General features: G+C 47.3%; 24 protein-coding genes. 13 read left to right on the top strand and 11 right to left on the bottom strand.

Annotation, left to right across the window (positions count from 1 at the left end; translation table 11 throughout):
- The first annotated feature begins 7 nt into the window (after window positions 1-7).
- Window positions 8-1600 carry a hypothetical protein gene (locus TH61_RS14550; RefSeq protein WP_066510877.1) on the top strand — a complete coding sequence of 531 codons (1593 nt, stop codon included), beginning with the start codon at window positions 8-10 and terminating at the stop codon, window positions 1598-1600.
- Here the strand turns inward: TH61_RS14550 and TH61_RS14545 are convergent, their stop codons facing one another.
- Complete coding sequence (locus TH61_RS14545) at window positions 1601-2119, bottom strand: GNAT family N-acetyltransferase (RefSeq protein WP_066510874.1); 519 nt, start codon at window positions 2117-2119, stop codon at window positions 1601-1603.
- A gap of 105 nt (window positions 2120-2224) precedes the next feature.
- Window positions 2225-3292, bottom strand: a complete 1068-nt coding sequence (locus TH61_RS14540; protein ID WP_066510872.1) for a DNA topoisomerase IB — start codon at window positions 3290-3292, stop codon at window positions 2225-2227.
- Between the two features lie 197 nt (window positions 3293-3489).
- Between TH61_RS14540 and TH61_RS14535 the strand changes: the two genes are divergently transcribed.
- The gene (locus TH61_RS14535) at window positions 3490-4335 is read left to right on the top strand and encodes a M48 family metallopeptidase (protein WP_066510870.1); all 846 of its coding nucleotides are present in this window, start codon (window positions 3490-3492) and stop codon (window positions 4333-4335) included.
- 136 nt (window positions 4336-4471) lie between these two features.
- Complete coding sequence (locus TH61_RS14530) at window positions 4472-5668, top strand: App1 family protein (RefSeq protein WP_082780391.1); 1197 nt, start codon at window positions 4472-4474, stop codon at window positions 5666-5668.
- A 172-nt stretch (window positions 5669-5840) separates the two neighbouring features.
- On the opposite strand, the gene TH61_RS14525 is transcribed toward TH61_RS14530, so the two are convergent.
- Together TH61_RS14525 and mtgA are read right to left on the bottom strand one after the other, a co-directional pair.
- Window positions 5841-6290 carry a DUF4440 domain-containing protein gene (locus tag TH61_RS14525; RefSeq protein WP_071887852.1) on the bottom strand — a complete coding sequence of 150 codons (450 nt, stop codon included), beginning with the start codon at window positions 6288-6290 and terminating at the stop codon, window positions 5841-5843.
- Window positions 6290-7030, bottom strand: a complete 741-nt coding sequence (gene mtgA / locus TH61_RS14520; RefSeq protein WP_066510868.1) for a monofunctional biosynthetic peptidoglycan transglycosylase — start codon at window positions 7028-7030, stop codon at window positions 6290-6292. Before mtgA ends, TH61_RS14525 begins: the two co-directional genes overlap by 1 nt.
- 120 nt (window positions 7031-7150) lie before the next feature.
- On the opposite strand from mtgA, the gene TH61_RS14515 reads away from it, so the two are divergent.
- A complete protein-coding gene (locus tag TH61_RS14515) occupies window positions 7151-7786 on the top strand; it encodes an LON peptidase substrate-binding domain-containing protein (RefSeq protein WP_066510864.1) in 636 nt (211 codons plus the stop codon).
- Between the two features lie 44 nt (window positions 7787-7830).
- Entirely contained in the window at window positions 7831-9045 is a 1215-nt protein-coding gene (locus TH61_RS14510) for a metallophosphoesterase (RefSeq protein ID WP_066510861.1), read from the top strand.
- Here the strand turns inward: TH61_RS14510 and TH61_RS14505 are convergent.
- Window positions 9023-9922 carry a diacylglycerol kinase family protein gene (locus TH61_RS14505; RefSeq protein WP_066510858.1) on the bottom strand — a complete coding sequence of 300 codons (900 nt, stop codon included), beginning with the start codon at window positions 9920-9922 and terminating at the stop codon, window positions 9023-9025. The genes TH61_RS14510 and TH61_RS14505 overlap by 23 nt on opposite strands.
- A 593-nt stretch (window positions 9923-10515) precedes the next feature.
- On the opposite strand from TH61_RS14505, the gene TH61_RS14500 reads away from it, so the two are divergent.
- Window positions 10516-10722, top strand: a complete 207-nt coding sequence (locus TH61_RS14500; protein WP_066510855.1) for a hypothetical protein — start codon at window positions 10516-10518, stop codon at window positions 10720-10722.
- Window positions 10723-10805: 83 nt separating this feature from the next.
- On the opposite strand, the gene TH61_RS14495 is transcribed toward TH61_RS14500, so the two are convergent.
- Window positions 10806-11618 carry a murein L,D-transpeptidase catalytic domain family protein gene (locus TH61_RS14495; RefSeq protein ID WP_066510854.1) on the bottom strand — a complete coding sequence of 271 codons (813 nt, stop codon included), beginning with the start codon at window positions 11616-11618 and terminating at the stop codon, window positions 10806-10808.
- Between the two features lie 191 nt (window positions 11619-11809).
- Here TH61_RS14495 and TH61_RS14490 point away from each other — a divergent pair, with 191 nt between their 5' ends.
- Window positions 11810-12175 (top strand): hypothetical protein, encoded by a 366-nt coding sequence (locus TH61_RS14490; RefSeq protein ID WP_066510850.1) that lies wholly within the window; start codon window positions 11810-11812, stop codon window positions 12173-12175.
- A 57-nt stretch (window positions 12176-12232) separates the two neighbouring features.
- Here the strand turns inward: TH61_RS14490 and TH61_RS14485 are convergent, their stop codons facing one another.
- The gene (locus TH61_RS14485) at window positions 12233-13051 is read right to left on the bottom strand and encodes a hypothetical protein (RefSeq protein ID WP_157600729.1); all 819 of its coding nucleotides are present in this window, start codon (window positions 13049-13051) and stop codon (window positions 12233-12235) included.
- Window positions 13052-13460: 409 nt separating this feature from the next.
- Window positions 13461-13928, bottom strand: a complete 468-nt coding sequence (locus TH61_RS14480) for a DUF4199 domain-containing protein (RefSeq protein ID WP_066510846.1) — start codon at window positions 13926-13928, stop codon at window positions 13461-13463.
- Between the two features lie 308 nt (window positions 13929-14236).
- Here TH61_RS14480 and TH61_RS14475 point away from each other — a divergent pair, with 308 nt between their 5' ends.
- The gene (locus TH61_RS14475) at window positions 14237-15865 is read left to right on the top strand and encodes an ABC-F family ATP-binding cassette domain-containing protein (RefSeq protein ID WP_066510842.1); all 1629 of its coding nucleotides are present in this window, start codon (window positions 14237-14239) and stop codon (window positions 15863-15865) included.
- 96 nt (window positions 15866-15961) lie between these two features.
- Here TH61_RS14475 and TH61_RS18170 read toward each other — a convergent pair whose 3' ends face one another.
- Together TH61_RS18170 and TH61_RS18385 are read right to left on the bottom strand one after the other, a co-directional pair.
- Complete coding sequence (locus tag TH61_RS18170) at window positions 15962-16111, bottom strand: lmo0937 family membrane protein (protein ID WP_157600728.1); 150 nt, start codon at window positions 16109-16111, stop codon at window positions 15962-15964.
- A 55-nt stretch (window positions 16112-16166) separates the two neighbouring features.
- Entirely contained in the window at window positions 16167-16319 is a 153-nt protein-coding gene (locus TH61_RS18385) for a lmo0937 family membrane protein (protein WP_231862235.1), read from the bottom strand.
- 244 nt (window positions 16320-16563) lie between these two features.
- On the opposite strand from TH61_RS18385, the gene TH61_RS14465 reads away from it, so the two are divergent.
- Window positions 16564-17451: a 3-hydroxyacyl-CoA dehydrogenase family protein gene (locus tag TH61_RS14465; RefSeq protein WP_066510837.1), complete on the top strand. Its 888-nt coding sequence runs from the start codon at window positions 16564-16566 to the stop codon at window positions 17449-17451.
- Window positions 17452-17664: 213 nt separating this feature from the next.
- Here the strand turns inward: TH61_RS14465 and TH61_RS14460 are convergent, their stop codons facing one another.
- Entirely contained in the window at window positions 17665-18480 is an 816-nt protein-coding gene (locus TH61_RS14460) for a 2,3,4,5-tetrahydropyridine-2,6-dicarboxylate N-succinyltransferase (RefSeq protein WP_066510834.1), read from the bottom strand.
- A 47-nt stretch (window positions 18481-18527) separates the two neighbouring features.
- On the opposite strand from TH61_RS14460, the gene TH61_RS14455 reads away from it, so the two are divergent.
- The 4 genes from TH61_RS14455 (at window position 18528) to TH61_RS14440 (ending at window position 22375) form a co-directional block, all read left to right on the top strand.
- Window positions 18528-19658 (top strand): glycosyltransferase, encoded by a 1131-nt coding sequence (locus TH61_RS14455; protein WP_066510830.1) that lies wholly within the window; start codon window positions 18528-18530, stop codon window positions 19656-19658.
- Between the two features lie 86 nt (window positions 19659-19744).
- Window positions 19745-20743, top strand: coding sequence for a 3-oxoacyl-ACP synthase III family protein (locus tag TH61_RS14450; RefSeq protein ID WP_066512908.1), 999 nt, complete (start codon window positions 19745-19747; stop codon window positions 20741-20743).
- A 5-nt stretch (window positions 20744-20748) separates the two neighbouring features.
- A complete protein-coding gene (locus TH61_RS14445) occupies window positions 20749-21408 on the top strand; it encodes a metal-dependent transcriptional regulator (protein ID WP_066510829.1) in 660 nt (219 codons plus the stop codon).
- Between the two features lie 22 nt (window positions 21409-21430).
- Complete coding sequence (locus TH61_RS14440; RefSeq protein ID WP_066510824.1) at window positions 21431-22375, top strand: metal ABC transporter solute-binding protein, Zn/Mn family; 945 nt, start codon at window positions 21431-21433, stop codon at window positions 22373-22375.
- Window positions 22376-22518: the final 143 nt, after the last annotated feature.

Here is a 22518-nt window from a genome sequence, read left to right as displayed (position 1 = left end):
TACTAGAATGCTGAAATACCTACTCTTTCTTTTTTTGGTGGGAGCCCTGCTAACGGGGTGTGCCAAGAAAAACTATTTCCAAGAAACAGCGCTGGCAGGCAATGTAGTGCGTACCCCAGGAGCCACTTATGACTCTGCTTTGGTGGTGGCCGGAAAACAATATGATAAAGGCTGGTGGCACCGCCTCTGGTGGGGAAAGCACTACCGCAAGGTGTGGGCCCAACCCGTGACGCTTCCTGTCCTAGACTTAGCCAAAACGCACGGTGGCCTCACTCCAGATGAATTGGGCGGCGGTTTTCAAACCACCAGTCTCACTCTTAAAAACAAAGACGGCCGGCAGTACGCATTACGCTCCGTAGATAAGAACCCAGCTGACATCCTCCCCAAAGGCTTACGCAACACCTTTCTCACCAATATTTTAAGGGACCAGACTTCGGCGGCCCATCCTTTTGGTGCGGCAGTGGTTTCTTCTTTGGCCATCGGGGCTAAGATTCCGCATAGCCATCCTATTTATTTTTATGTGCCTAAGGATGTGAAAGGCCTAGTGGAGAATGTGTCAGAGTTTAGTGACCGCGTTTTTCTGCTAGAGGAAAAATTTGAAGGCAAGGAGTCATTGACAGACTATTTTGGGAAGGCCAAAAACCTGGTCAGTTCTGAGGAGTTTTTGGAAAACAGGTTCACCCAACATGGCCACCTCCCAGACCAAAACGCCTTCGCCAAAGCCCGCTTATTTGATGTACTCATAGGTGATTGGGACCGACACCAGGGCCAGTGGCAGTGGGCTGTTTATGAAAACGGTGATAAGTATACCTATGCCCCTGTTCCCAAAGACCGCGACCAGGCTTTCTTTAAGTTTAGCGACGGCATTGTGCCGTGGTTGGCCAGCAGAAGCTGGGCGCCGCTCAGTAAAATGAAAACCTTCAAGCCAGGCGTCTCCAACGTCAAAGGCTACTTGCAAAACGCCCACTTCATAGACAACCAATGTTTAAATGAAATGACCCTGGAGCAATGGCAAACCCAGGCAAAACAACTGCAAAGCCAATTAACGGATGCAGTCATTGAAAAAGCAGTCTCAGAACTTCCACTGGCAGTTTATAATCTTACCGGCGAAGAAATTACCAGCAACCTTAAATCAAGAAGAGACCAGCTGCCGCAGATAGCGGAACAGATGTACGCCTTGTACGCCCAACATGTATTAGTCCCGGGCACCGACCAAGTGGAAGAATTTGTAGTGGAGCGCCAGGAAGACGGAAAAACCAAGGTGCAGGTGTTTCAAGTACCCGAGGATGACAAGAAAAAGCCCGTCCTCTCCTATGAACGCACGTTTCTGCCCCAAGAAACTAAAAGCATCACCTTGCATGGCTTAGGCGGCAAAGACAATTTCAAGCTCACCGGTAAAGCCAGAAAAGGCATCTTGGTCAACATCTACGGAGGCGTGGCTGAAGATGAGGTCAAAGACGAGTCCTCAGTCAGCGGCGCAAGCAAAAAAACCAGGGTCTATGACACCCGCATCGGCATTGAAGTAGAAGGTGGCAAGGAAACCAAAGTCAAGAAAACCAGAGACGTCTCCATCCACGCCTTTGATCGCGAAGGACTGTAATCACTGGTTTCGTAAGGAAATTTTCCACCAACTGTTGTCGCGGCCTTTGTGATAGCAGGTGAAGCCGTTTTTCTGTAGGATTTTCTCTGAGGCAGTGTTGCCCGTCTCCGTTTCGGCGAGGACGGTTTTAATCTCTGGGCGCGTTTTACACCAAGTCAGCAGCAGGGCAACGGCCTCGGTCATGATGCCTTTGTTCTGGTAATGGTCATAGGTGCCATAGCCAATCTCAATGTGTCCTTCTTCATCTGGCGCGCCCTTAAAACAGAGGTCGCCTACCAGGACATTTTCTTCTTTGAGCACAATGGACCACAGCGTGTAAAAATAAAAGTCTGTAGGGTGGCTGCCCACTAAGGGCAGAAAATGCCGTTCTAAGCCGTCCTTTAGGTCGTGGTTGATGGCTTTGGGAGTATAGCCCACTCCTAGTTGTTTTTCTAAGGATCCGTCGTTCAAAAGATACAAGCTCAGCTGCTCTTTGGTGAGCGGCTGCAGCACAAGGCGCGCGTTTTCAAGAGGAATCATTCCCTAACTTTTTATAAAACTTGAATAGAAAGGGGGAGGTGGCGTACAGTCGTTTTTGGCTTGCTTTCCAGAAAACAAGCCAAAAACGACCAAGTAGAGTTTGCGCTATTTCACTTCTTGCAGCATCTTCATGACAAACTCTTCGGTACGGGTAAGATAGGGATTCTCTTTCTTCTTTTTAGCATCATGCTTGCGCAAATAATCAATCAGCTTGTCTTGCTTAAACAGGTTGACTACCTCTGGGTGAATGTAGTATTTGCTACACACGGTGGGCGTGTTGCCGAGCTCTTTGGCTACCATTTTCACCGCTTCCTTCACAGAGGCTTCCTTCTCAATTTCGGGGTGCTGGTCTAAAACCGTTTCCAGGCATTCTACCATGGTGACCGTGCCGCCCCAAGTCCTGAAGTCCTTGGCCGTAAACTCTTCCTCGCTTAGAGAACGCAGGTACTCATTCACGTCGCCAGATTCCAGGGTCTGTCGGTTGCCTTCCTCGTCATAATATTGGAACAGGTCATACCCCGGTATCTCCTGGCACTGCTTAACCAATCTGGCCAGTCTTCGGTCTTTGATGCTGATCTCATGCTTGATTCCCTTCTTGCCCACAAACTCCAACCGCAGGTGGTCGCCTTCAATGGTGGCGTGGCGGTCGCGCAAGGTGGTCAGCCCGAAGGATTTGTTTTCCTTGGCGTAGGTCTTGTTGCCTATCCTAATAAAAGAATGGTCTAGCAGTTCAACCACAATGGCCAAAATTTTACGCTTCTCCAATTTCTTCAGCCTGAGGTCTTTTTCAACCTGCTCCCTAATACCCGGTAAGGCCTTTGCAAAAGCCATCATGCGGCCAAACTTATTGACGCTCCTGGTCTGCTGCCACTCTGGGTGGTACACGTACTGCTTGCGGCCTTTCACGTCCCGGCCCGTGGCTTGTATGTGCCCATTGGGCGAAGGCGAAATCCAGACATCCGTCCAAGCCGGCGGAATAACCAGTTTTTGCACCCGTTCCAAGGTTTTCTCATCCGTGATCTTTTCGCCTTTGGCAGAGAAGTACTCGGTTTTCTTGCCTTTTGCTTGCCTGGTAATGCCCGGTTTGGTGTCTGGCAGGTAGCGTAAGCCAGCCTGCTGGGCAGAAGCGGCTACGTCAGCGTAAATTTCGGCGTGCGTCAAGGATGTTGCCATAAGGAACCAGTTGAATTTCTACTCTTAAACTGCCTGAGCCCTCAAAAGTTTTGCCTATCGGTTGTAGCCTCATTTCCAGAAAACAAGCCAAAAACGGTTTCTCTCGGCATTCTTCCTGGACCCTACTTCTATCTTTCTTGGGCTCTTTGCGTACATAGGGCACAACCTATATCTTCTTATTCAAACGTACTTGCGCCATGCACCAGAATATTCTTCGGCTTGCCTCCTGCTGCCTTCTAACTTTAGCCTTCTTCACGACCAGCTGCTCCTCAGATAAAAATGGTGACCGCGTCCTATTCGGGATTGACAATGATGTAAAATTGGGAGCCCAGGTGTCTCAGGAAGTAGATTCCACGTACCGCGCCAACGGCCAATTGTTGGATAGAAACTCGGCCAACCCTGGCGTACAACGCGCCTATGTACATTTAGACAAAATGGTGGCCCGTTTGCTGGCCTCAGGCGCCGTTAGCTACAAGGACGAATTTGCCTGGGATGTGAAAATCATCAATGACCCCGAAAACCTAAACGCCTTTGCCACACCTGGCGGTCATATTTATGTCTTTACCGGCCTCATCAAGTACCTGGACACCGAGGACCAGTTGGCTGGGGTATTGGGCCATGAGATTGCCCACGCAGATCAGCGTCATACGGTCAAACAACTGCAGAAACAATACGGCATCAATTTTTTGCTATCCTTGGTCTTGAATGAAAGCTCTGGTGAAATGCAACAGATAGCTGGACAGGTGGCGGGTAGATTAGCCGGGCTTAAATTCAGCCGGGACTATGAGCGCGAGTCTGATGATTATTCTGTCAAATACCTGGCTGCCACCAAGTACTACGCCTGTGATGGAGCGGCTGGCTTCTTCCAGAAAATGCAATCCCTGGCGCAGAGTGGCAACATTCCAGAGTTTATCAGCACCCACCCTAATCCAGACAACCGCATTGCAGAGATACAGGCCCGCGCCAAAGAAGCAGGTTGCAGCACTACGCCTAAGGCAAAGGCCAATTACAACCAGTTTAAACGAGACTTGGGATTGCTATAGTTTCTACTTCGTTTTGGGCCTGTTTTCTAGAAATCAGGCCCAAAACGAACGTCCTTACCTCTCTTATAGTAACAGAAATATCTTTACCATTCGCTGTTGCGTACCTCTTTCAACTATCAACCAGACACGTGCCCTTATGCTAGATTGGAAAAAATCCCTCAGTAGCTATTTACAAAAAACAGACGATTCCCTGGATAATTTGATGCAGCGCCTGCGCAATAGCCTGGATCTGTATAAGCCTTTGCATATTGTACCTTACAGAAGCTACGGCACCGTAAACCGCCTTTATTTGAAAGGGCGCGTGCTGGCCAACAAAGGCGTTACGGCTGCAGAAGACAATGACACCCTCTGGAAGAACCTGGAGAACATGTACCGCCGTTTTGAAAGTGACGAAGTGCGGGATGCCACCATCAAGGTGAATTTCCAGGAGCAGGAATACACCATCTCAACTGACCGCGAAGGGTATTTTATGCTAAACCTGGAGCCGAAGACGCCTCTGCAACTGGAGGATATCTGGCATGAGATGGAAGTAGAGTTGCACGCTGCCAACGTAGCTTCCTTTGAGCCTGGTGTCATGGCCAAAGCCCACGTGCTGGTGCCGCCGCCAGACGCCGAATACGGCATCATCTCAGACATTGATGACACCATTGTGCTAACCTCTGCCACAGACGTGATGATGATGTCAAAGCACGTGTTCATGAACAATGCCCGCACGCGGCTACCGTTTGCCGGAGTTTCTGTCTTTTACCGTTCCTTGCAACTAGGTAAAAACGGCAAGCGCAACAATCCTTTCTTTTATGTGAGCAGCAGCCCCTGGAACATGTATGACCTGTTGCATGATTTCCTGGACATCAATGACATTCCGGCGGGGCCTTTATTGTTGCGCGATTTTGGCCTGATGCAGAACAAGTTCTTTGGCAGTGACCACATGAGCCACAAGTTCAAGGAGATACAGAACATCCTGCTCACCTATCCGCACCTCAACTTTGTTTTAATTGGCGATAGTGGTCAGCAGGACGCCCCCATTTACAAGGAAGTGATTAAAGAGTTTCCGGGCAGAATCATTTGCGTGTACATACGGGATGTTGAGTTGCCAGAGCGTGCCGAGATTGTAAACGTGATCACGGAAGAATTGAAAGGCACCGTGGATATGATCTTAGTCAAAGACACCGCCGCTGCTGCCAAGCACGCGGCAGACACGGGTCTTATCTTCCAAGAAGAAATACAGAAAGTGGAAGAGCAGAAAGACATTGACACCAGTGATGCGCCCGGTACCTCCACCACGCAAACCCCTGCCCCTGTCAGCAAAGACACCCGGGGAATCAAAGGTTAAGAAATCACATAATGAAAAACTGCCTCGTTTTTGGCCTGTTTTTTAGAAATCAAGGCAAAAACGAGGCAGTTTTATTTCAAGCTATTTGGTAAATGAAAGCCTGAAAAATGAATAAATGGCTCCTTCCCTTTCATATCGTTAGAAACCACAACTAGTACAGAAGCCTAGGTAGTTAACTAGAATGGTCAGCAATAATTTTCCATTGGCCATTGATTTTTTTGAATACCAAAGAAAAGTGGCCACCCACATCTCCAATGGTTCTGGTCAAGTGCCATTTGCCCACCACAAAAAGCGTTTCGGGGCTAAGGACATCTGTTTTAAGTAAGGTAAACTTCAGTTGCCCCATGGCGTCTTTGTTGGGATAGCCTTTCTGATAATTCTCCAAGGTTTTCTGCCATCCATAGGTAGGTCCGCTTTTGCCGATGAATACAAGTGAGTCAGACTTCCAGTAATGAGCCATAAAGCCTTCCAAATCGCCGCGGTTCCAGGCTTGGCTTTGGTCATCCATGATGCGTTGAATCTCTGGCTGCACTGTAGAAACGGAGGGCACTTTTGTAGTACAGAAACTCAGGCTAAAGCACAGTAGCAAGCCAAGAGACGTCAGGGTAAGACGGGAGCGCATTATTTTTTCCATTGGAGCCATTTATTAATGTATTCGGTACCTCCTAACCTGCCCATGTTGCGCACAATGCGCCGGCGGTTGCGCAGCATGTACCCGTTAGGATTTGCCACCGAGTATTTGATGGGGTTGGGCAAGGAGGCGGCAATCAAAGCGGCTTGTTGTCTGCCTATTTTTTCTGGGGTGGTGTTGTAGAATTTCTGGCAGGCTGCGTGCACACCAAAGACATGGTCCCCCATTTCGGCTATGTTCAAGTAGACTTCCATGATGCGTTCCTTTCCCCAGAGCACTTCAATGAGAAAGGTAAAGTACATCTCCACGCCTTTGCGCAGATAGCTACGGCCGTGCCAAAGAAAGACGTTTTTGGCTACCTGCTGGCTAATGGTGCTGCCGCCTACCGTTTTCTTGCTGTTGATGTTGGTCTCAAACGCCTTTTTTATGGCTTTGAAATCAAAACCGTTGTGGGTGAGGTAGAGTTGGTCCTCGGCGGCAATGACAGCCAAAGGCAGCTGCATGGACATCTCCTCCAGTTCCACGAACTTGTATTGTATTTCTTCAGTCTTTTGCGTTTTTGGGGCTGGTTCTGAGCGCTTTGAGAGCATGTACAGCGTAACAGGCGGATCAATCCATCTATAGGCTAGTACCCACAAGACAGTCACCAGAAAAAGCGTGATGCATAGCTTCAAGAAAAGCCATCGGGCGTCTGCCCACGTAAACGACGAAGTGCTTTGGTTTTTAGCCATGGTACCTGTACGCCAAATAGCGTTTCTGTAGAGGATATATCAGACAAAAATAAAGAATTAGTATGAGCTTGCAGGGAGTCTTCTTAAATTAGTACACAGAAGCGGTAACCAACCTAGACCATGAGTAGATTCCTCCCATTGTTTCCATTGAACATTGTCGTTTTTCCGGGGGAAAAATTGAATCTGCACATCTTTGAACACCGCTACCGCCAACTGGTCACAGAATGCCAGGCCAATGACACCACCTTCGGGATACCGGTGTACCTGGAGAAAGGCGTTGCCGACTACGGCACCGAAATTAAAATCCTAAGCATAGAGAAGAAATATCCGGGCGGTGAAATGGACATTAAAACCAGAGGCATGGGTATTTTCAAGATCAAGCACTTTCACAAACAAATGCCAGGACGCCTGTATGCCGGTGGCGAGGTAGAGGAAGTGCCTTTGCAATTGGAAGAGGTGCCTGTTAAACGTCAGAAAATTGAGGAGCTCCTCAAAAAGCTTTACCACGCGCTGGGCTTGCAATCCTTGATGCTGACCCTGGCCCCGGACTTTAAGTCTTTTGACATTGCGCATCATTTGGGCCTGTCCATTGAGCAGGAATACCAACTATTGATCTGCCCTACGGAGGAGGAGCGGTTTGACATGATCCTGGACCACCTCACCAATATTCTACCCATCATCCTGGAGACCGAGCAATTAAAAGAACGCGTTAAGCTGAACGGGCACTTTAAACACTTGCTTCCGCCTAACTTTTAAAAGCGCTAGCGAGTACACTGTAAGAAGATACCTTGCTACGTGCCATGCCCTACTACCTTGTGCTTATTCTATTTCTTGCTGCTACTGCCATCTGGTTACTCCGGTCCTACTGGCGGGAGCGCAAATACAGAAAAAAGCCCTTCTACACCTTGACAGACATAGGCTGGCGCACGCAACAGGCCCCACCTGCTCAAGAGAGAATCCATTCCATTGCCTTGGTTGGAGACATTGGCAACGCTGGGTCTGTGAATGATGATCCGGTCCTTAAAACCCTTGACGTCTGGCTGAAGGAGGTAAGCAACATTCCTAGCACTGCCGTTTTTTTAGGGGATAATGTCTACCCAGTGGGCCTTCCTCCTGAAGGTCATCGCCACCATGCCCCGGCAGTATTAAAGCTCACCCATCAATTAGAGCTCTTAAAGGCCTATCCCACCCAGGCCATTTATCTAGGGGGCAACCATGACTGGAACAAAGGCAGAAAAGATGGTCACTCCTACCTCCTGCGCCAGCAGAAATTTGTCCTAGATTTTTTACAAGATGAAGAAGCCTATCTGCCTAAGGATGGCTGTCTGGGACCCGTCACCAGGGAAATCAACGAACAGCTTTTACTGGTCATTATTAACTCGCAGTGGTGGGTGCAAAGAGGGTTTAGGCCGTTGGGCAAGAAGTTTGGCTGCTCCTTAGAACTGCCTAGTGATTTCTTTAAACAGCTAGAGGAAATTTTGGGTGCTAACCGCCATCGCATGGTGGTCATTTGTGGTCATCATCCCTTGTACAGCAATGCCTTGCACGCGGGTAATTTTACCGTGAAACAGCATCTGTTCCCATTGACTTTTGTGCACAAGCGGGCCATGATACCACTGCCCATTTCTGGGACCTTATACCAGCTCTACCGCAAATATGTGGGCGCTGCCGAGGATATGTCCTACCCGCCGTTCAGGAGGTTTAGAAAAAAGCTTTTAAAGGTGCTGCATAAATACCCAGGCTTTTTTTACGTGGCAGGCCATGACCACAACCTACAGTACTTTAAAGTGAAAGGCAGCCATTTTGCCGTGAGTGGAGCCGGTAGCAAGACCAACTTTGTGGCTAAAGGCGGACGCGCATCATTTACCCATGAGAACAAGGGCTTTATGGTGCTGGACCAATACCAGAACGGTGATGTGTGGCTTAGGGTATTAGAGCCCGCCCTAACGGGAGATGAACCGATTTTAGCCTACCACAAGCGCATTTATCAGGCTACGCACTCTCCTGCTCAATAGGGTTGGGCAATAATACATTTAACGTGCGTGGCTGCACCTTAATGGTAAGCTGCTTGACTGGTTCTATGGGTTCTCCGTCTATCTGAATTTGGGCATCGTCCAAGTTTTCTATGATGACTTCCTGGCAGCTAAACCGTTGGGTATACACAGATTCATCAATGCTGTCTGTGTACAGGCGGTAAAGAATACCCAAGCTGGAGGTTTTTGGAAAAGGCTCCATGACGCAAACTTCAAAACAGCCATCATTTATAATCCCATTAGGGTTAATGGCAGCATTGCTCCCGAAGGCTTTTGCATTGGTAACCGTTACCATAAACGCCTCTCCCTCAAACAGCACCTGCCCTTTTGATTTGATGATGTACCTATGGGTAGTATATCCCATGAATTCTTGCATGGCAATCCAGGCATAGGCACCGGGACCACGGGTTTCTCCTTCACAGAATCGTTTTACCACCAGGGCATTAAAGCCCATGTCACAGATATGGATGGATACTTCGCCATTCACGTCTAAGGTGTCAATGGCTTTGACCCGGTTATCTACCAAGACCTGCAAGGCCTCCTCAAATGTCTGCGGAATATCTAAATCTTTAGACAACCCGTTGCCTGAACCCTGCGGAATAATGGCTAAGGCAATTTTAGTATTGATGATCTGTTTGGCCACTAAACTAACCGTGCCGTCTCCACCCACGGCTACCACGGCTTCTGGCTTAAAGGAATTTATCTTTTCCTTAAGCTTTTCCTCATCCTGTTCACCCGTGGTTTTATAAAACTCAGCTGAAATCTTCTGGTTAAGGCAGAAGCCCTTCAAGGTTTCTTCCAGATCCTGTTTATCTATGTCTCCAGAAATGGGGTTTACTACAAATAATATCTTCTTCATTTTGCTGGGAAACGGTACAGATTAAGAACGCCGTTTTTGGCCTGTTTTCTGGAAAAGAGGCCAAAAACGGATTTGAATTTATTGAGTGAAACCGAAAAGTACGCCATTGGCAAATTATTCATTGATGGTCTGTTCTGTTTCGGGTAATAAGTTGCTTTAAAAGACCCGCTGTAATAAATGTCTGCCCGAAAGGCAAAGCAAAAGCATCCGTTTGTAAACCTAAGTCGAATTCCTCATCAGTGGTTATGCCTTTATGCTGAATCACGCCGGTTATTGGATACTATAGTCTGTTTCACCCATAAATACCCAAAAAAAACATGTCAATCAGGATATCAATGTCATATCTAAATAGAGCTTATCATTTTAGGAATTTATTAAGGGAGAACGCTTATTCTACCTTCTTAGCTGATTGATGCTATGAACGCATACTCCTCAGATGAACGGGTTTCTGGAAGGTTGGTTACGTATTTACCGCAAGGGTCCTTTCTAAAATAATTAAAGCATATAGCATACTTTCTATATCATTTTTATTGCACATACGTAAGAAGCCAAAGAAGCTGTCTAAATGCTTCCATTCACTAAACAATGAAACTATGAACCTGAAAAGAACTTTCGGCGCAATCTTGACAATCCTAGGGATTGTAGGCGTTATATGGGGTGCTTATGCCTTTTTAGCTGGCGGAGGATCTGTAGGAGATGTATCTGTCAATAAATTCTCTGCGGCGGTTCCCTTTGTAGTAGGATTGATTTTCTTCTTTACCGGTATTAGCTTGGTAAAGGCCACCAAAGACCACGCATAGGGTTTACCCTTCTATAAACTAAAAGAGGCCGGTTCTGTACAGAACCGGCCTCTTTTAGTTTATACCCTTACACAGGTACTTCTTTATTTGCTAAGCATTTCTGCCTGTCTCTGCATGATTTGAGCTTCAAAGCTTTTGATGGCTTTATCTGGGCTAAGGAAAGCTGACTGGTAATTGGCATGGGCCGCATCAATGTATAGGCACGTGCCATCTTTGATTAACTGCACCACTTGCGCGTTGATGTCTGGCGGCAAGGCCGGGCAACCGTGGCTTCTGCCAAGTCTACCATGTTGCTTTACAAACGACTCACTCACATAGTCAGCTGCATGTACTACAATAGCCCGCTGATAGGCGTTGGTATTGTGGTTTCTATCTAATCCTTCCATTTTCAAGGAAAGTCCGTGTTTGCCAGTATACGTGCTTTTGGTAACATAGAAACCTAGGCTGCTCATATGTGAATTCTCTACGTTTGAGAACTTAACGGCTCTGTCATCTCCAGAACCTCTACCATGGGCTACCAGGCTATGGTACAACACCTTCTTTTTGTTTAGGTCAATGATCCAAAGACGCTTCTCGCGGCTTGGTTTGCCAAAATCAATCACCGTTAACAGGTTCTTGTTTTTGTTAAGCTTGCCCAGGTCTTTCAGGTTATAATACCCTACAGCGGCTCTCTTAAAAACATCAAAGCTAAGGTCAGCTTGTTTTAGGTCAGCATCATCATAGAGTTCTTCCAGGAATTTATCAAAAGAGGCATCTTTCTTACCATCTGCCGCAACAGAGGCCTTTACTACCGGGGCAGTAGCAGGAATTCCTCTATATTTTGAAGGATCACTGGTAGCAGGAGAAACGAAAGATAAAATTGACAGAGACGCAAGTGCAAGAATTATTCTATTCATACCTAAATTCTTTCCAAATTTCGACCTTATAACCAAATAGCTCCCTACTTTTGTTCCGTTTTGTCAAATATAAGTCTATTTCTTTCTGTTCTAAAGAAGGAGAAGTTATACCTCAAGAATTATTGTAAGCCTACTTAATCAAGTACCAAATGGATGTTAAAATATTTCTACGTATTGCTAAACAGGTAGTTATGGCTCTCATGGTAACAGCAGCACTAACAGCCTGTTCTTCCAGCGCCAAGGAGTTTAATTTTGATGACAAATCCTGGAAAAACGATTTGAACGGCTGCAAAGGTGATCGTGTCAAACTAACCCCGCAAGTAGAAACCTTCAGGATGAAATTGCTTACCAGAAAGGAATATGTAATACGCGGATTGTTTGGAAAGCCAGACGCCGAAGAATTGCTGGAGCGCAGTCAAAAGATCTACATCTACTATATCTCGCCGGGTCCTAAGTGCGCTAATGGCAACAAAGACGGCCAGAATCAAAAAGCCTTGTCTGTGAGGTTTGACGCCTTAGGCAAAGTGCGCGAGATTATGCTCCACGACACGTATTAACGGGCAAAAAGAAGGCCGCCCCATTAATGGGGCGGCTTTCTAGGCAAGCGTCAAATGTTAGTTTTTCACTTTCTTTTTAGCAGTGTCTGTTTTGGTTTTCACCTTGTCAGACTCAATTTTAGTTTTACCGGCGGCAGTTTTTATTTTCGTCTCGTTTTCAGATGACTTGTAGCGGACAGAGTCAGTTTTAAGTTTCTCTACTCCGTTCTTCACTTTCATTTCGCCAGAGGCAGATTCCATTTTCATTTTATCTGACTCAATCTTGGTTTTGTTGTCGCCGTCTTCAATCTTCAACTTGCCGTCCTCAGATTTTACTTTACGGTCGCCCTCTTTGATCTTTTGCTCACCAGGCTTCATTTTTTGCTCCATGTCACCTTTCTTGTATTTAGTGACATTGCCTTTGGTGGTTGAATCTGAGGTAACTACCGCTCCCATATTGGTGCTAGTAGACGAGGTTGTTGAAGTGGTAGTGGAAAGGTTAGAACCAGTAGCGCCATCTGCAGGAACAGTGCTGGTGCTTGCCGGACGTCGTCCCATTTCTATATAAGCCGTGAATTGCTCAGGAGATAGAATGGCCGCAAACTCTTCATCTAGTTGAGAATCGATTTCTCTGATTTTAGCATCGCGCATCTGTGCATCATTGGAATACATGCGCTCTACTTCTGAGTAACGGTCAATTCTGGTTTGGTTTAGAGACTTGATTTTGATGTACTGGCCTTCGTTCAATTTAAGGTCATTGTACATCTGGCGAGCCATCTCAGTAGCGCTCATAGAGAGTACCGCTCTTGTAGTAGCTGCAGAAGCGGTTAAATTAGTTTGTGCCTGAGCAGAAAACATTGCTCCTACAAACAGGGCGGAAAGTAATAATTTTTTCATGATATTTGACGCTTAGGTTAGAGTTTGGGAAAACAAATCTTGCAGTTTGTTTATATATCCTTTAACGCCCACGCCATTTCAAAGTTATAGGAATTTTACAATTTAGTGATTGCATTATTTAGGCTATTTCAATCACTCAGCTGCCTTTCGTATATGATTTTTCCCACCTTATCACAGTACTTTCTAGCCTACATTAACTCATAATCAAGCCTTTACATTTTTATATAGTTATATTTAGGCTTTACAATACCTTCCCTTTACAATATTTCTAGCCCTCAAGAACCTTCTATATTAGCTTTCAAGACCTTTCTTAATTTGATTTATACTATTGTCATATTATTCACTATTTAGAAAGCACAAAAAAAGCCCGTCCTTTTTAAGATGGGCTTTTAATCTTACTAATAGAATCCTAGGAGTCAGATAGCTTATGATCTGGCCTTTTGAAGAATTGCATTGCAATGTAGCCTACAAAGGTGCCAATCACTACGCCCATCAATAACCAGATAAATGCCACAATCCAGATGCCTTGCTGAACCCCGTACGTGTTGTCTGCCATGTATGGGTAAGAGAAGGCGTTGTCAAATACATAATTAGAGACTACATGGAAGATGATGTAAATGATAGAAGCCACCAGGCCCACCACAAAGCCAACTCCAATGCCTTCTAAATAATTAATGTGCCCGTGTTTGACAGACTTATGATGCTTGATGGCCATGACCACGCCAACCACTAAGATTAGACCTATCAAGAAATGCAGGCCAACATTTTCAATTAAGCCAAGTAGCTTCACCAATACTATGTAGATGATAGCGGCAATACCTGTCAGGAAGCCATAATATGTTCCGGTTCTTTGCACCGTTGTACGACGTTGTTCCATGTTGTAGTTTTATTTTGTGTGGGTTCTTAGTTTAGTGAAGAAGCCGGCTGCGTCTTCTGATTGTGTTATAGATATGATTAATTATATACTTAATATCAGGTGGGCTTGTTGTGATTCAGGGCAATTTTTTAGGATAAGTCCTAAGCGGGGACTCCACTCCTATTAAGGACTGTCCACCCTGAACTGATTTAAGCAATTGATTGTCTGTAAAAAAGACCTTTCTCTTTAAAAGACAGGGCAATGCCGGTCTTTCCGGTTTCTTTTGGTAATTTTGCCACCTATATCCTATATAAGCACACAAACACAGCATGATTAGTACCTCAAACGTTAGTCTTAGATACGGCAAGCGCACTCTTTTTGAAGACGTTACCATTAAGTTCACCCCTGGCAACTGCTACGGCCTTATTGGCGCGAACGGAGCCGGAAAATCTACGTTTCTTAAAATCCTTTCTGGCGAGATAGATCCCAACACAGGAACCGTAGACATTCCATCTAAAATGCGTTTGGCGGTTCTAAAGCAGAACCACTATGAGTATGATGATTTCCCGGTATTGCAGACCGTGATCATGGGCCACAAGCGCCTGTATGAGATCATGAACGAAAAGGACGCCATCTACGCCAAAGAAGACTTCACTGAGGAAGACGGCATCAGGGCCTCTGAATTGGAAGCTGACTTTGCCGACATGGAAGGCTGGAACGCAGAATATGAAGCCGGCGAGTTGCTGAGCGGTCTGGGCATTCAGCCAGACATGCATTACACCTTGATGAAGGATTTGGGCGGTAATGAGAAGATCCGCGTGCTCTTGGCGCAGGCCTTGTTTGGCAACCCAGACATTCTGTTGCTGGATGAGCCTACCAACCACTTGGACGCAGAGTCTATCATGTGGCTGGAAAACTTCTTGGACAATTTCCAAAACACCGTGATTGTAGTAAGTCACGACCGTCACTTCTTGGATGCCGTGTGTACGCATGTGGCCGACATTGATTACGGTAAAATCAAATTATACGCTGGTAACTACTCGTTCTGGTATGAGTCCAGCCAATTGGCCTCTAAGCAACGCACAGACGCCAACCGCAAGACTGAGGACAAGCGCAAAGAACTGCAGGCTTTCATTGCACGTTTCAGCGCGAACGCTTCTAAGTCAAAGCAAGCCACTTCACGTGCTAAACTATTGGAGAAACTGACGTTGGAAGACATTCAGCCTTCTAGCCGTAAGTACCCATACATCCAGTTCAAGCAGGAGCGCGAAGCCGGTAACCAGTTGCTGCAGGTAGACAATATGTCTGTGAGCAATGAAGACGGCGTCTTGTTCAAAAACGTCTCCTTTATGGTGGACAAAAACGACAAGATTGCCGTGATTAGCCGCAATGACCTGGCCGCCACCACCTTCTTCCGGATTATCATGGGTGAGGCCACGCCAGACAAAGGTGAGTTCAAATGGGGCACTACTATCAGTACGGCGTATTTCCCTAAAGACAACAACGAGTTCTTCCAGACAGACTTGAACCTGGTGGACTGGTTGCGTCAGTTCTCAGTAGAGAAAGACGAGAGCTTCATTAGAGGTTTCTTGGGACGCATGTTGTTCTCAGGCGAGGAGTCTCTCAAGAAAGCCAGTGTGTTGTCTGGAGGGGAGAAAGTGCGCTGTATGCTGTCCCGCATGATGTTGCAAAGCGGCAACATGCTGGTGTTGGATGAGCCTACCAACCACTTGGACCTAGAGTCCATCACGGCCTTGAACAACGGCCTGAAAGAATTCCAAGGATCATTGCTGTTCAGCTCTCATGACTTGCAGTTTGTGGACACCATTGCCAACCGAATCATTGAGTTGACGCCAAGCGGTATCATTGACAAGCGCATGAGCTATGATGAGTACCTGACCAATGATGACATCAAGACGGTAAGAGCCCAGATGTACAAAGAGAAATCCATCGCGTAAGGGTACGGCCGTTTTTGGCCTGTTATCCAGAAAATAGCTTAAAGACAAAGGGCGCCTTACAGGGCGCCCTTTGTTTTTATATGGTAGGTCAACAAGCTATCCCCTTATCAGGCGAAGCAATACCAGCACAATGGCAATAACTAACAGCACGTGGATGATTCCGCCCACTGAGTCACCGAATCCTAAAAAGCCAATCAGCCAAAGGATCACCAAAACCACAGCAATGATATACAGCAAATTTCCCATACGCATTTGGTTTGTGCGCTACGCTAAGGCACCGCAGATGTAACAATAACTAGATTTAGGCTCGGCGTATCAAACGAAGAACCACTGCGATCACAGCAATTACTAACAAAATGTGAATGATGCCACCCACTTGATCTCCGAATCCTAAGAATCCGATTAGCCAGATGATTACTAGCACTACCGCGATGATATACAATAGATTTCCCATAGTTTTAGTTGTGTTTAGTTTTTGTTTAGTTTCCTTCCGCCGGTCACACATCACATGTTTCCTTATGGAATTTTTAGCTTGTACGCAACAGTATTCCAAAAGATTTATATAGGCATATAATATGTTTAATTTTTGTGTTTTTTGAAGCAGCCAAATCATTGCAGGGCTTATGAAAATCAATCACTTGGGCACAAGAAGAAAAATCTTAGTTTTGTGACAAGATTCTTACCTACCCTATTCATATATGAACATAGCCGTTATTGGTTCTGGCACTATGGGCAATGGCATTGCCCACGTATTTGCGCAGAACTCCTTCCAAGTTTCCCTCATTGATATTTCTCAAGATTCTTTATCCCGCGCCTTGGCTACCATTGGTAAAAACCTGGACCGCATGGTGACCAAAGGCACCCTAACCGAGGACCAGAAAGCCGAAACCCTTTCCCGCATCACTACTTTCACTGACATGAAAGCCGGCGTGCAGAACGTAGATTTAGTGGTAGAAGCCGCCACGGAGAATGTAGACCTGAAACTAGAGATTTTCCGCAACCTAGATGCCTTCACCAAACCAGAGTGCATTCTGGCCAGCAACACCTCTTCTATCTCCATCACCAAGATTGCGTCCGTGACCCAGCGTCCAGACAAGGTGATTGGCATGCACTTTATGAACCCCGTGCCGGTGATGAAATTGGTGGAGGTAATTAGAGGTTATTCTACCAGTGATGCTGTGACCTCTCAGATTTTGGACCTGTCCAAGCAATTGGGTAAGATTCCGGCAGAGGCCAATGACTACCCAGGCTTTGTGGCCAACCGCATTCTCATGCCGATGATCAATGAGGCCATCTATTCTTTGTTTGAAGGCGTGGCGGGCGTAGAGGAAATTGACACCATCATGAAACTGGGCATGGCCCACCCTATGGGACCGTTGCAACTAGCCGACTTCATTGGTCTGGACGTGTGCCTTTCCATCCTGCGCGTGCTGCATGACGGTTTTGGGAACCCTAAATACGCGCCATGCCCGCTGTTGGTGAACATGGTACAAGCCGGACACAAGGGCGTGAAAAGCGGCCAAGGATTCTATAGCTACACCCACGGCACCAAAGACCTTATTGTGGCAGACGGCTTTAAGAAATAGCCATCAAGAATTGATGATGTAAAAAGAGCCGCTCTACTAATTAGAGCGGCTCTTTGCGTTTTTGGCCTATTTTCTACAAACCAAACCAAAATTGATTCTAAGATTTCTTAATGGCTTAGTTCACTTACTTTCCCAGCCATTATCTCTTAAAACAGAAAGAGCGGGCAAATGCCCGCTCTTTCTGTTTTTTGCCTATTTCCTAAAAGACTGCCCTTAAACGGCTACTTCGTTTTCACGGAGCGCATCGTTCAAAGAAGTCTTCAAATCGGTGCTTTCTTTACGCTGGCCAATGATCAGGGCGCAAGGAACCTGGTAAGAACCCGCCGCGAACTGTTTAGTATAAGATCCTGGAATCACCACGGAACGCGGTGGCACGTAACCTTTGTATTCCTTCGGCTCAGAACCGGTCACGTCAATGATTTTGGTGCTGCCGGTAATGCACACGTTGGCGCCAATCACGGCCTCTTTGCCAATCCGGCAACCTTCTACCAAGATGCTGCGGCTGCCTATGAAGGCGCCGTCCTCAATAATAACCGGAGCGGCTTGAACAGGCTCTAATACACCGCCCAAACCAACGCCGCCGCTCAAGTGCACGTGCTTGCCCACTTGTGCGCAAGATCCAACCGTCGCCCAGGTATCCACCATGGTTCCTTCGTCTACGTAGGCACCAATGTTGGTATAAGACGGCATCAAGATCACGCCTTTAGCTAAATAAGAACCGTAACGGGCCAAGGCATGAGGCACTACGCGTACGCCCTGCTCGGCAAAGTTGCGCTTTAATGGAATCTTGTCATGGAACTCAAACGGACCGGCCTCAATGGTTTCCATGGTCTGGATTGGGAAGTACATCAAGACGGCCTTCTTCACCCATTCGTTTACCTGCCAGCCGTCAGTGATGGGCTCGGCTACTCTTATCTGGCCTTTATCTAACAGCTCAATCACGGCTCTAATGGCCTCTTGTGAATTAGACTGCTTCAAGAGCTCCCGGTTCTCCCAGGTAGACTCAATTATTTCTCTTAAATCGTTCATTTGGTATGTGTGAAAGAAATCGTGTACAAAAGTATTAATTTAACGCAATGTTCAGAAAACGAATTCTGCTGGCCTCGCTTTTAAAGCCAGTGAATGACACCCGTATGTATGCCAAACTGGGACTAAGCCTAACCAAGCTAGCGGCCGCAGAGGTGCATATCGTCGGTTTTACTGCCACTGTTCCTGAACAAAGCCCTATCACCTTCCACCCTATTTTTAATTTCAAAAGAATTTCCTGGGGCAGGCTTGCTGCCCAATGGTCCTTCTGGAAACTGCTTAAACAAGTAAATCCCGAGGTGCTGGTGGTGTGCACGCATGAGTTGTTGCCCTTGGCTTGGTTCTACAAGAAAAGGCACGGAGGCAAACTAGTCTATGACATTCAGGAAAACTACCAGCTTAATTTAGAAACCCAACTAGTGTATGGCTCCGTCATGGGGAAATTGCTGGGCAAATTGGTACGGTTTGTTGAGACGTTAATAGCGCCGCAAGTAGACCATTTCCTGTTGGCAGAGGCTTCCTATGCCCAGGAGTTGCCATTTATTGAAAACCGGGGTACCATCCTTCAAAACAAATACAAAGCCCCAGCATCTGTAATTCAATTTGAAAGACAAATTCCCGTGCATTTACATGAGGCAGCTCCCCTTAAGCTTCTGTACTCAGGCACCCTCTCAGAACTTTATGGCGTCCTGCAGGCGATATCATTTGCTGAGCAAATCCATACCATAAATCCATCTACCAGCTTGACCATCATAGGTTATGCCCCCGACACCGGTTTCTTAGAGAAGGTAAGAGCCAGAATCAAAGACCTTGCCTATATACAATTAATTGGCGGCGATCACTTGGTACCCCATTCTCAGATATTACAAATGGAGCGGAATTGCCAGGTGGGCCTCATGCCCTACCAGCCGCACCCCAGCACCTTTGGCTGTGTACCTACCAAGTTGTTTGAGTATCTGGCTAACGGGTTGGTGATCATCGCGCAGCAGAACCGCCTGTGGCAAAACATCCTCCAAGAAAAAGACGCAGGCGTCTGCCTAGATTTCACTGCGCCTATTTCTAAAGAAAATATTGAAGAAATTTTAAACCGCACGTACTACTCTTTAGGCTTACCTAAAGATGTTTATTGGGAAACCGAAGAGGTAGAATTGACTATCATTTTCCAAAACCTCTTACAGTAAACAATAGTTACCTAATTATTTTTTTAGACACACCTAAACTTTAATCTAAATAACTCGTTTATATTTGCACAGCTATGACTAAACAATTGAGAAATTCGCGCATTGCCGGAGTAGGCCATTATGTGCCAGAAAAAGTAGTGAAAAACGCTGACCTGGAAGGTTTGATGGACACTTCAGATGCTTGGATTGTAGAGAGAACAGGTATTCATGAGCGCCGCTATTTTGAGCCTGGTAAAGACACCACCGCCAACATGGGCACCCGGGCAGCGCAACTTGCCATGGAGCGGGCGGGCGTGGAGGCCAAAGACATAGATTTAATCATTTTCGCGACGCTGAGCCCAGATTATTTCTTCCCTGGTCCGGGCGTTTTGATGCAACGTGAACTAGGCTTGACCACCACACCGGCCTTGGATATAAGAAACCAGTGCTCTGGCTTTGTGTATGCGCTTTCTGTGGGCGACCAGTTCATCAAGACCGGCATGTACAACAACGTGCTGGTGGTAGGCTCAGAGATACAGTCGTCTGGTTTGGATTTCACTACCCGCGGTAGAGCCGTGTCGGTTATTTTTGGGGATGGCGCGGGTGCCGCAGTGTTGGTGCCTGAAGAGAACCTGGAAAAAGGCATTCTCTCAACCCATTTGCACGCCCAGGGCGAGTTTGCCGAGGAATTGGCCGCTACCGACCCAAGCAGCAATAAGCCGCAGCGCCTTACGCACGAGATGATTGACGAAGGCACCATTTATCCTTACATGAATGGTAGCACGGTTTTCAAGCACGCCGTAACTCGCTTCCCAGAGGTCATCAATGAGGCCTTGACCCAGAACGGACTTCAGGCCACGGATATTGATTTGCTGGTGCCGCACCAAGCCAACCTGCGCATCACGCAGTTCATCCAGCAGAAGATGGGCTTGCCAGAGGAGAAAGTGATGAGCAACATTCAGAAATACGGAAACACCACCGCAGCCTCTATTCCCATCGCCTTCTCAGAGGCGTTTGAGCAGGGCAAGATAAAGGAGGGCGATTTGATTTGTCTGGCCGCCTTCGGGAGCGGTTTTACCTGGGCATCTGCCTTAATACGTTGGTAAACAACATGTACAGTACCGCCGAAGAAAACTACATTAAAGCCATTTTCAAGTTGTCTGGCAGCGGTGCCCAAGCCGTGAGCACCACAGCGCTGGCGGAGATGCTGGAAACCAAGCCTGCCTCCGTCAGCGACATGCTCCGCAAGCTCAACATCAAGCAGTTGGTGCACTATGAGAAATACCACGGCGCCCAGCTCACCGAGGCCGGCCAGCGCGTGGCCCTTAAAATCATCAGAAAGCACCGACTCTGGGAGACCTTCCTAGTGCAGAAACTCAACTTCACGTGGGACGAGGTACATGAGGTGGCCGAGCAGATGGAACACGTCAAGTCTGAGCTGCTCATCCAGCGGCTGGATGCGTTCCTGGGCCATCCCAAGGTAGATCCGCACGGTGACCCCATCCCCTCTGAGAACGGAGAACTACGCCTGACCCAACAACAGGTGCTGAGCACCCTTGAAGTTGACCAGGAAGGCGTGGTGTGCCGCGTGCAGGATGCCCAACCGGCCTTCCTGCAATACTTGAACCGCGTGGGCATTCAGATTGGCACTCACCTGCAAGTGCTGGATAAGATAGCCTATGATAACTCCCTGGAGATAAGCATAGATAAGAACAAGTCCGTGATTTTATCTTCAGAGGTGCTGGAGAAGATTTTTGTCATTAACCCTTGAGTTGCGTTTTCGCGCTGATTCCATGAAACTAGCCTATAAACGCCTGTCCTCCGTCCTTACTCTGGCCCTGCTCCTGCTGGCCGCCGGTTGCAATCCCAAAGACACCAACGGCGCCAAAGCGCACCAGCAGGGCAAACAGTACATTGTCACCACCACCGGTATCCTGGCAGACGCGGTGGCCAATATTGTAGGAGACGCCGCGGTGGTGGATGCCTTGATGGGCCCGGGCGTGGACCCGCACTTGTACAAAGCCGCCCTAGGCGATTTGCAGACCCTGCGAGAAGCGGATGTCATCATTTACAACGGCCTGCACCTGGAAGGTAAAATGGGCGAAGTGCTGGAGAAACTGGCGCGCCAAAAGACCGTCTGGGCCGCCGCCGAAGGTATTCCGGAAAGCCTGCTTCGCACGCCCCCTGAGTTCAAGGACAGTCATGACCCCCACATCTGGTTTGACGTGCAGCTCTGGCGGCAAGTGACCGAGCACCTTTCTCAGAAGCTGAAAAAATTGGATAGTGCCAACGCGCAAAAGTACGAGCAAAACACCCGGCGCTATTTGGCCCAGCTGGACAGCCTGGACCAGTGGACCGAAAAGGAGATAGCCGCCATCCCGGTGCAACAACGCATTTTGATTACTGCGCATGATGCCTTCGGATACTTTGGCGATGCCTATAAAATTGAGGTGCGGGGCCTGCAGGGGATTTCTACAGTGTCTGAGTTTGGCTTGCAGGATGTCTCATCGTTGGTCAACTTCATTGTGGACCGCAAAGTGAAAGCCATTTTCGTGGAGACCTCGGTTTCGCAGAAATCCATTGAAGCGGTCTTGGCAGGATGCCGGCAGAAAGGACACGCTGTGAAACTTGGCGGAACCCTGTACTCAGACGCATTGGGTAGCCCAGAAAGCGCCGCCGGAACCTACATAGGCATGGTAAAGGCCAATGTTCAGAAAATCTCCAAAGCCTTGAGGTGATATATGAGTGAATGTTTATAAGAATGTCGCAAAGCCGTTTTTAGGCTATTCCCTGGAAAAAAGGCCAAAAACGAGTGATAACTTACCAAGTAGACAAGCCTTTTGGACAAAGTAGCCTCACTACTAGATACCAGCAACCTGAT

Origin of the sequence: Rufibacter sp. DG15C (genome assembly GCF_001577755.1) — a bacterium.
Lineage (GTDB): Bacteria > Bacteroidota > Bacteroidia > Cytophagales > Hymenobacteraceae > Nibribacter.
Note: the sequence above shows the minus strand (reverse complement) of the source record. Positions and strands in the feature narration are given on the sequence as shown.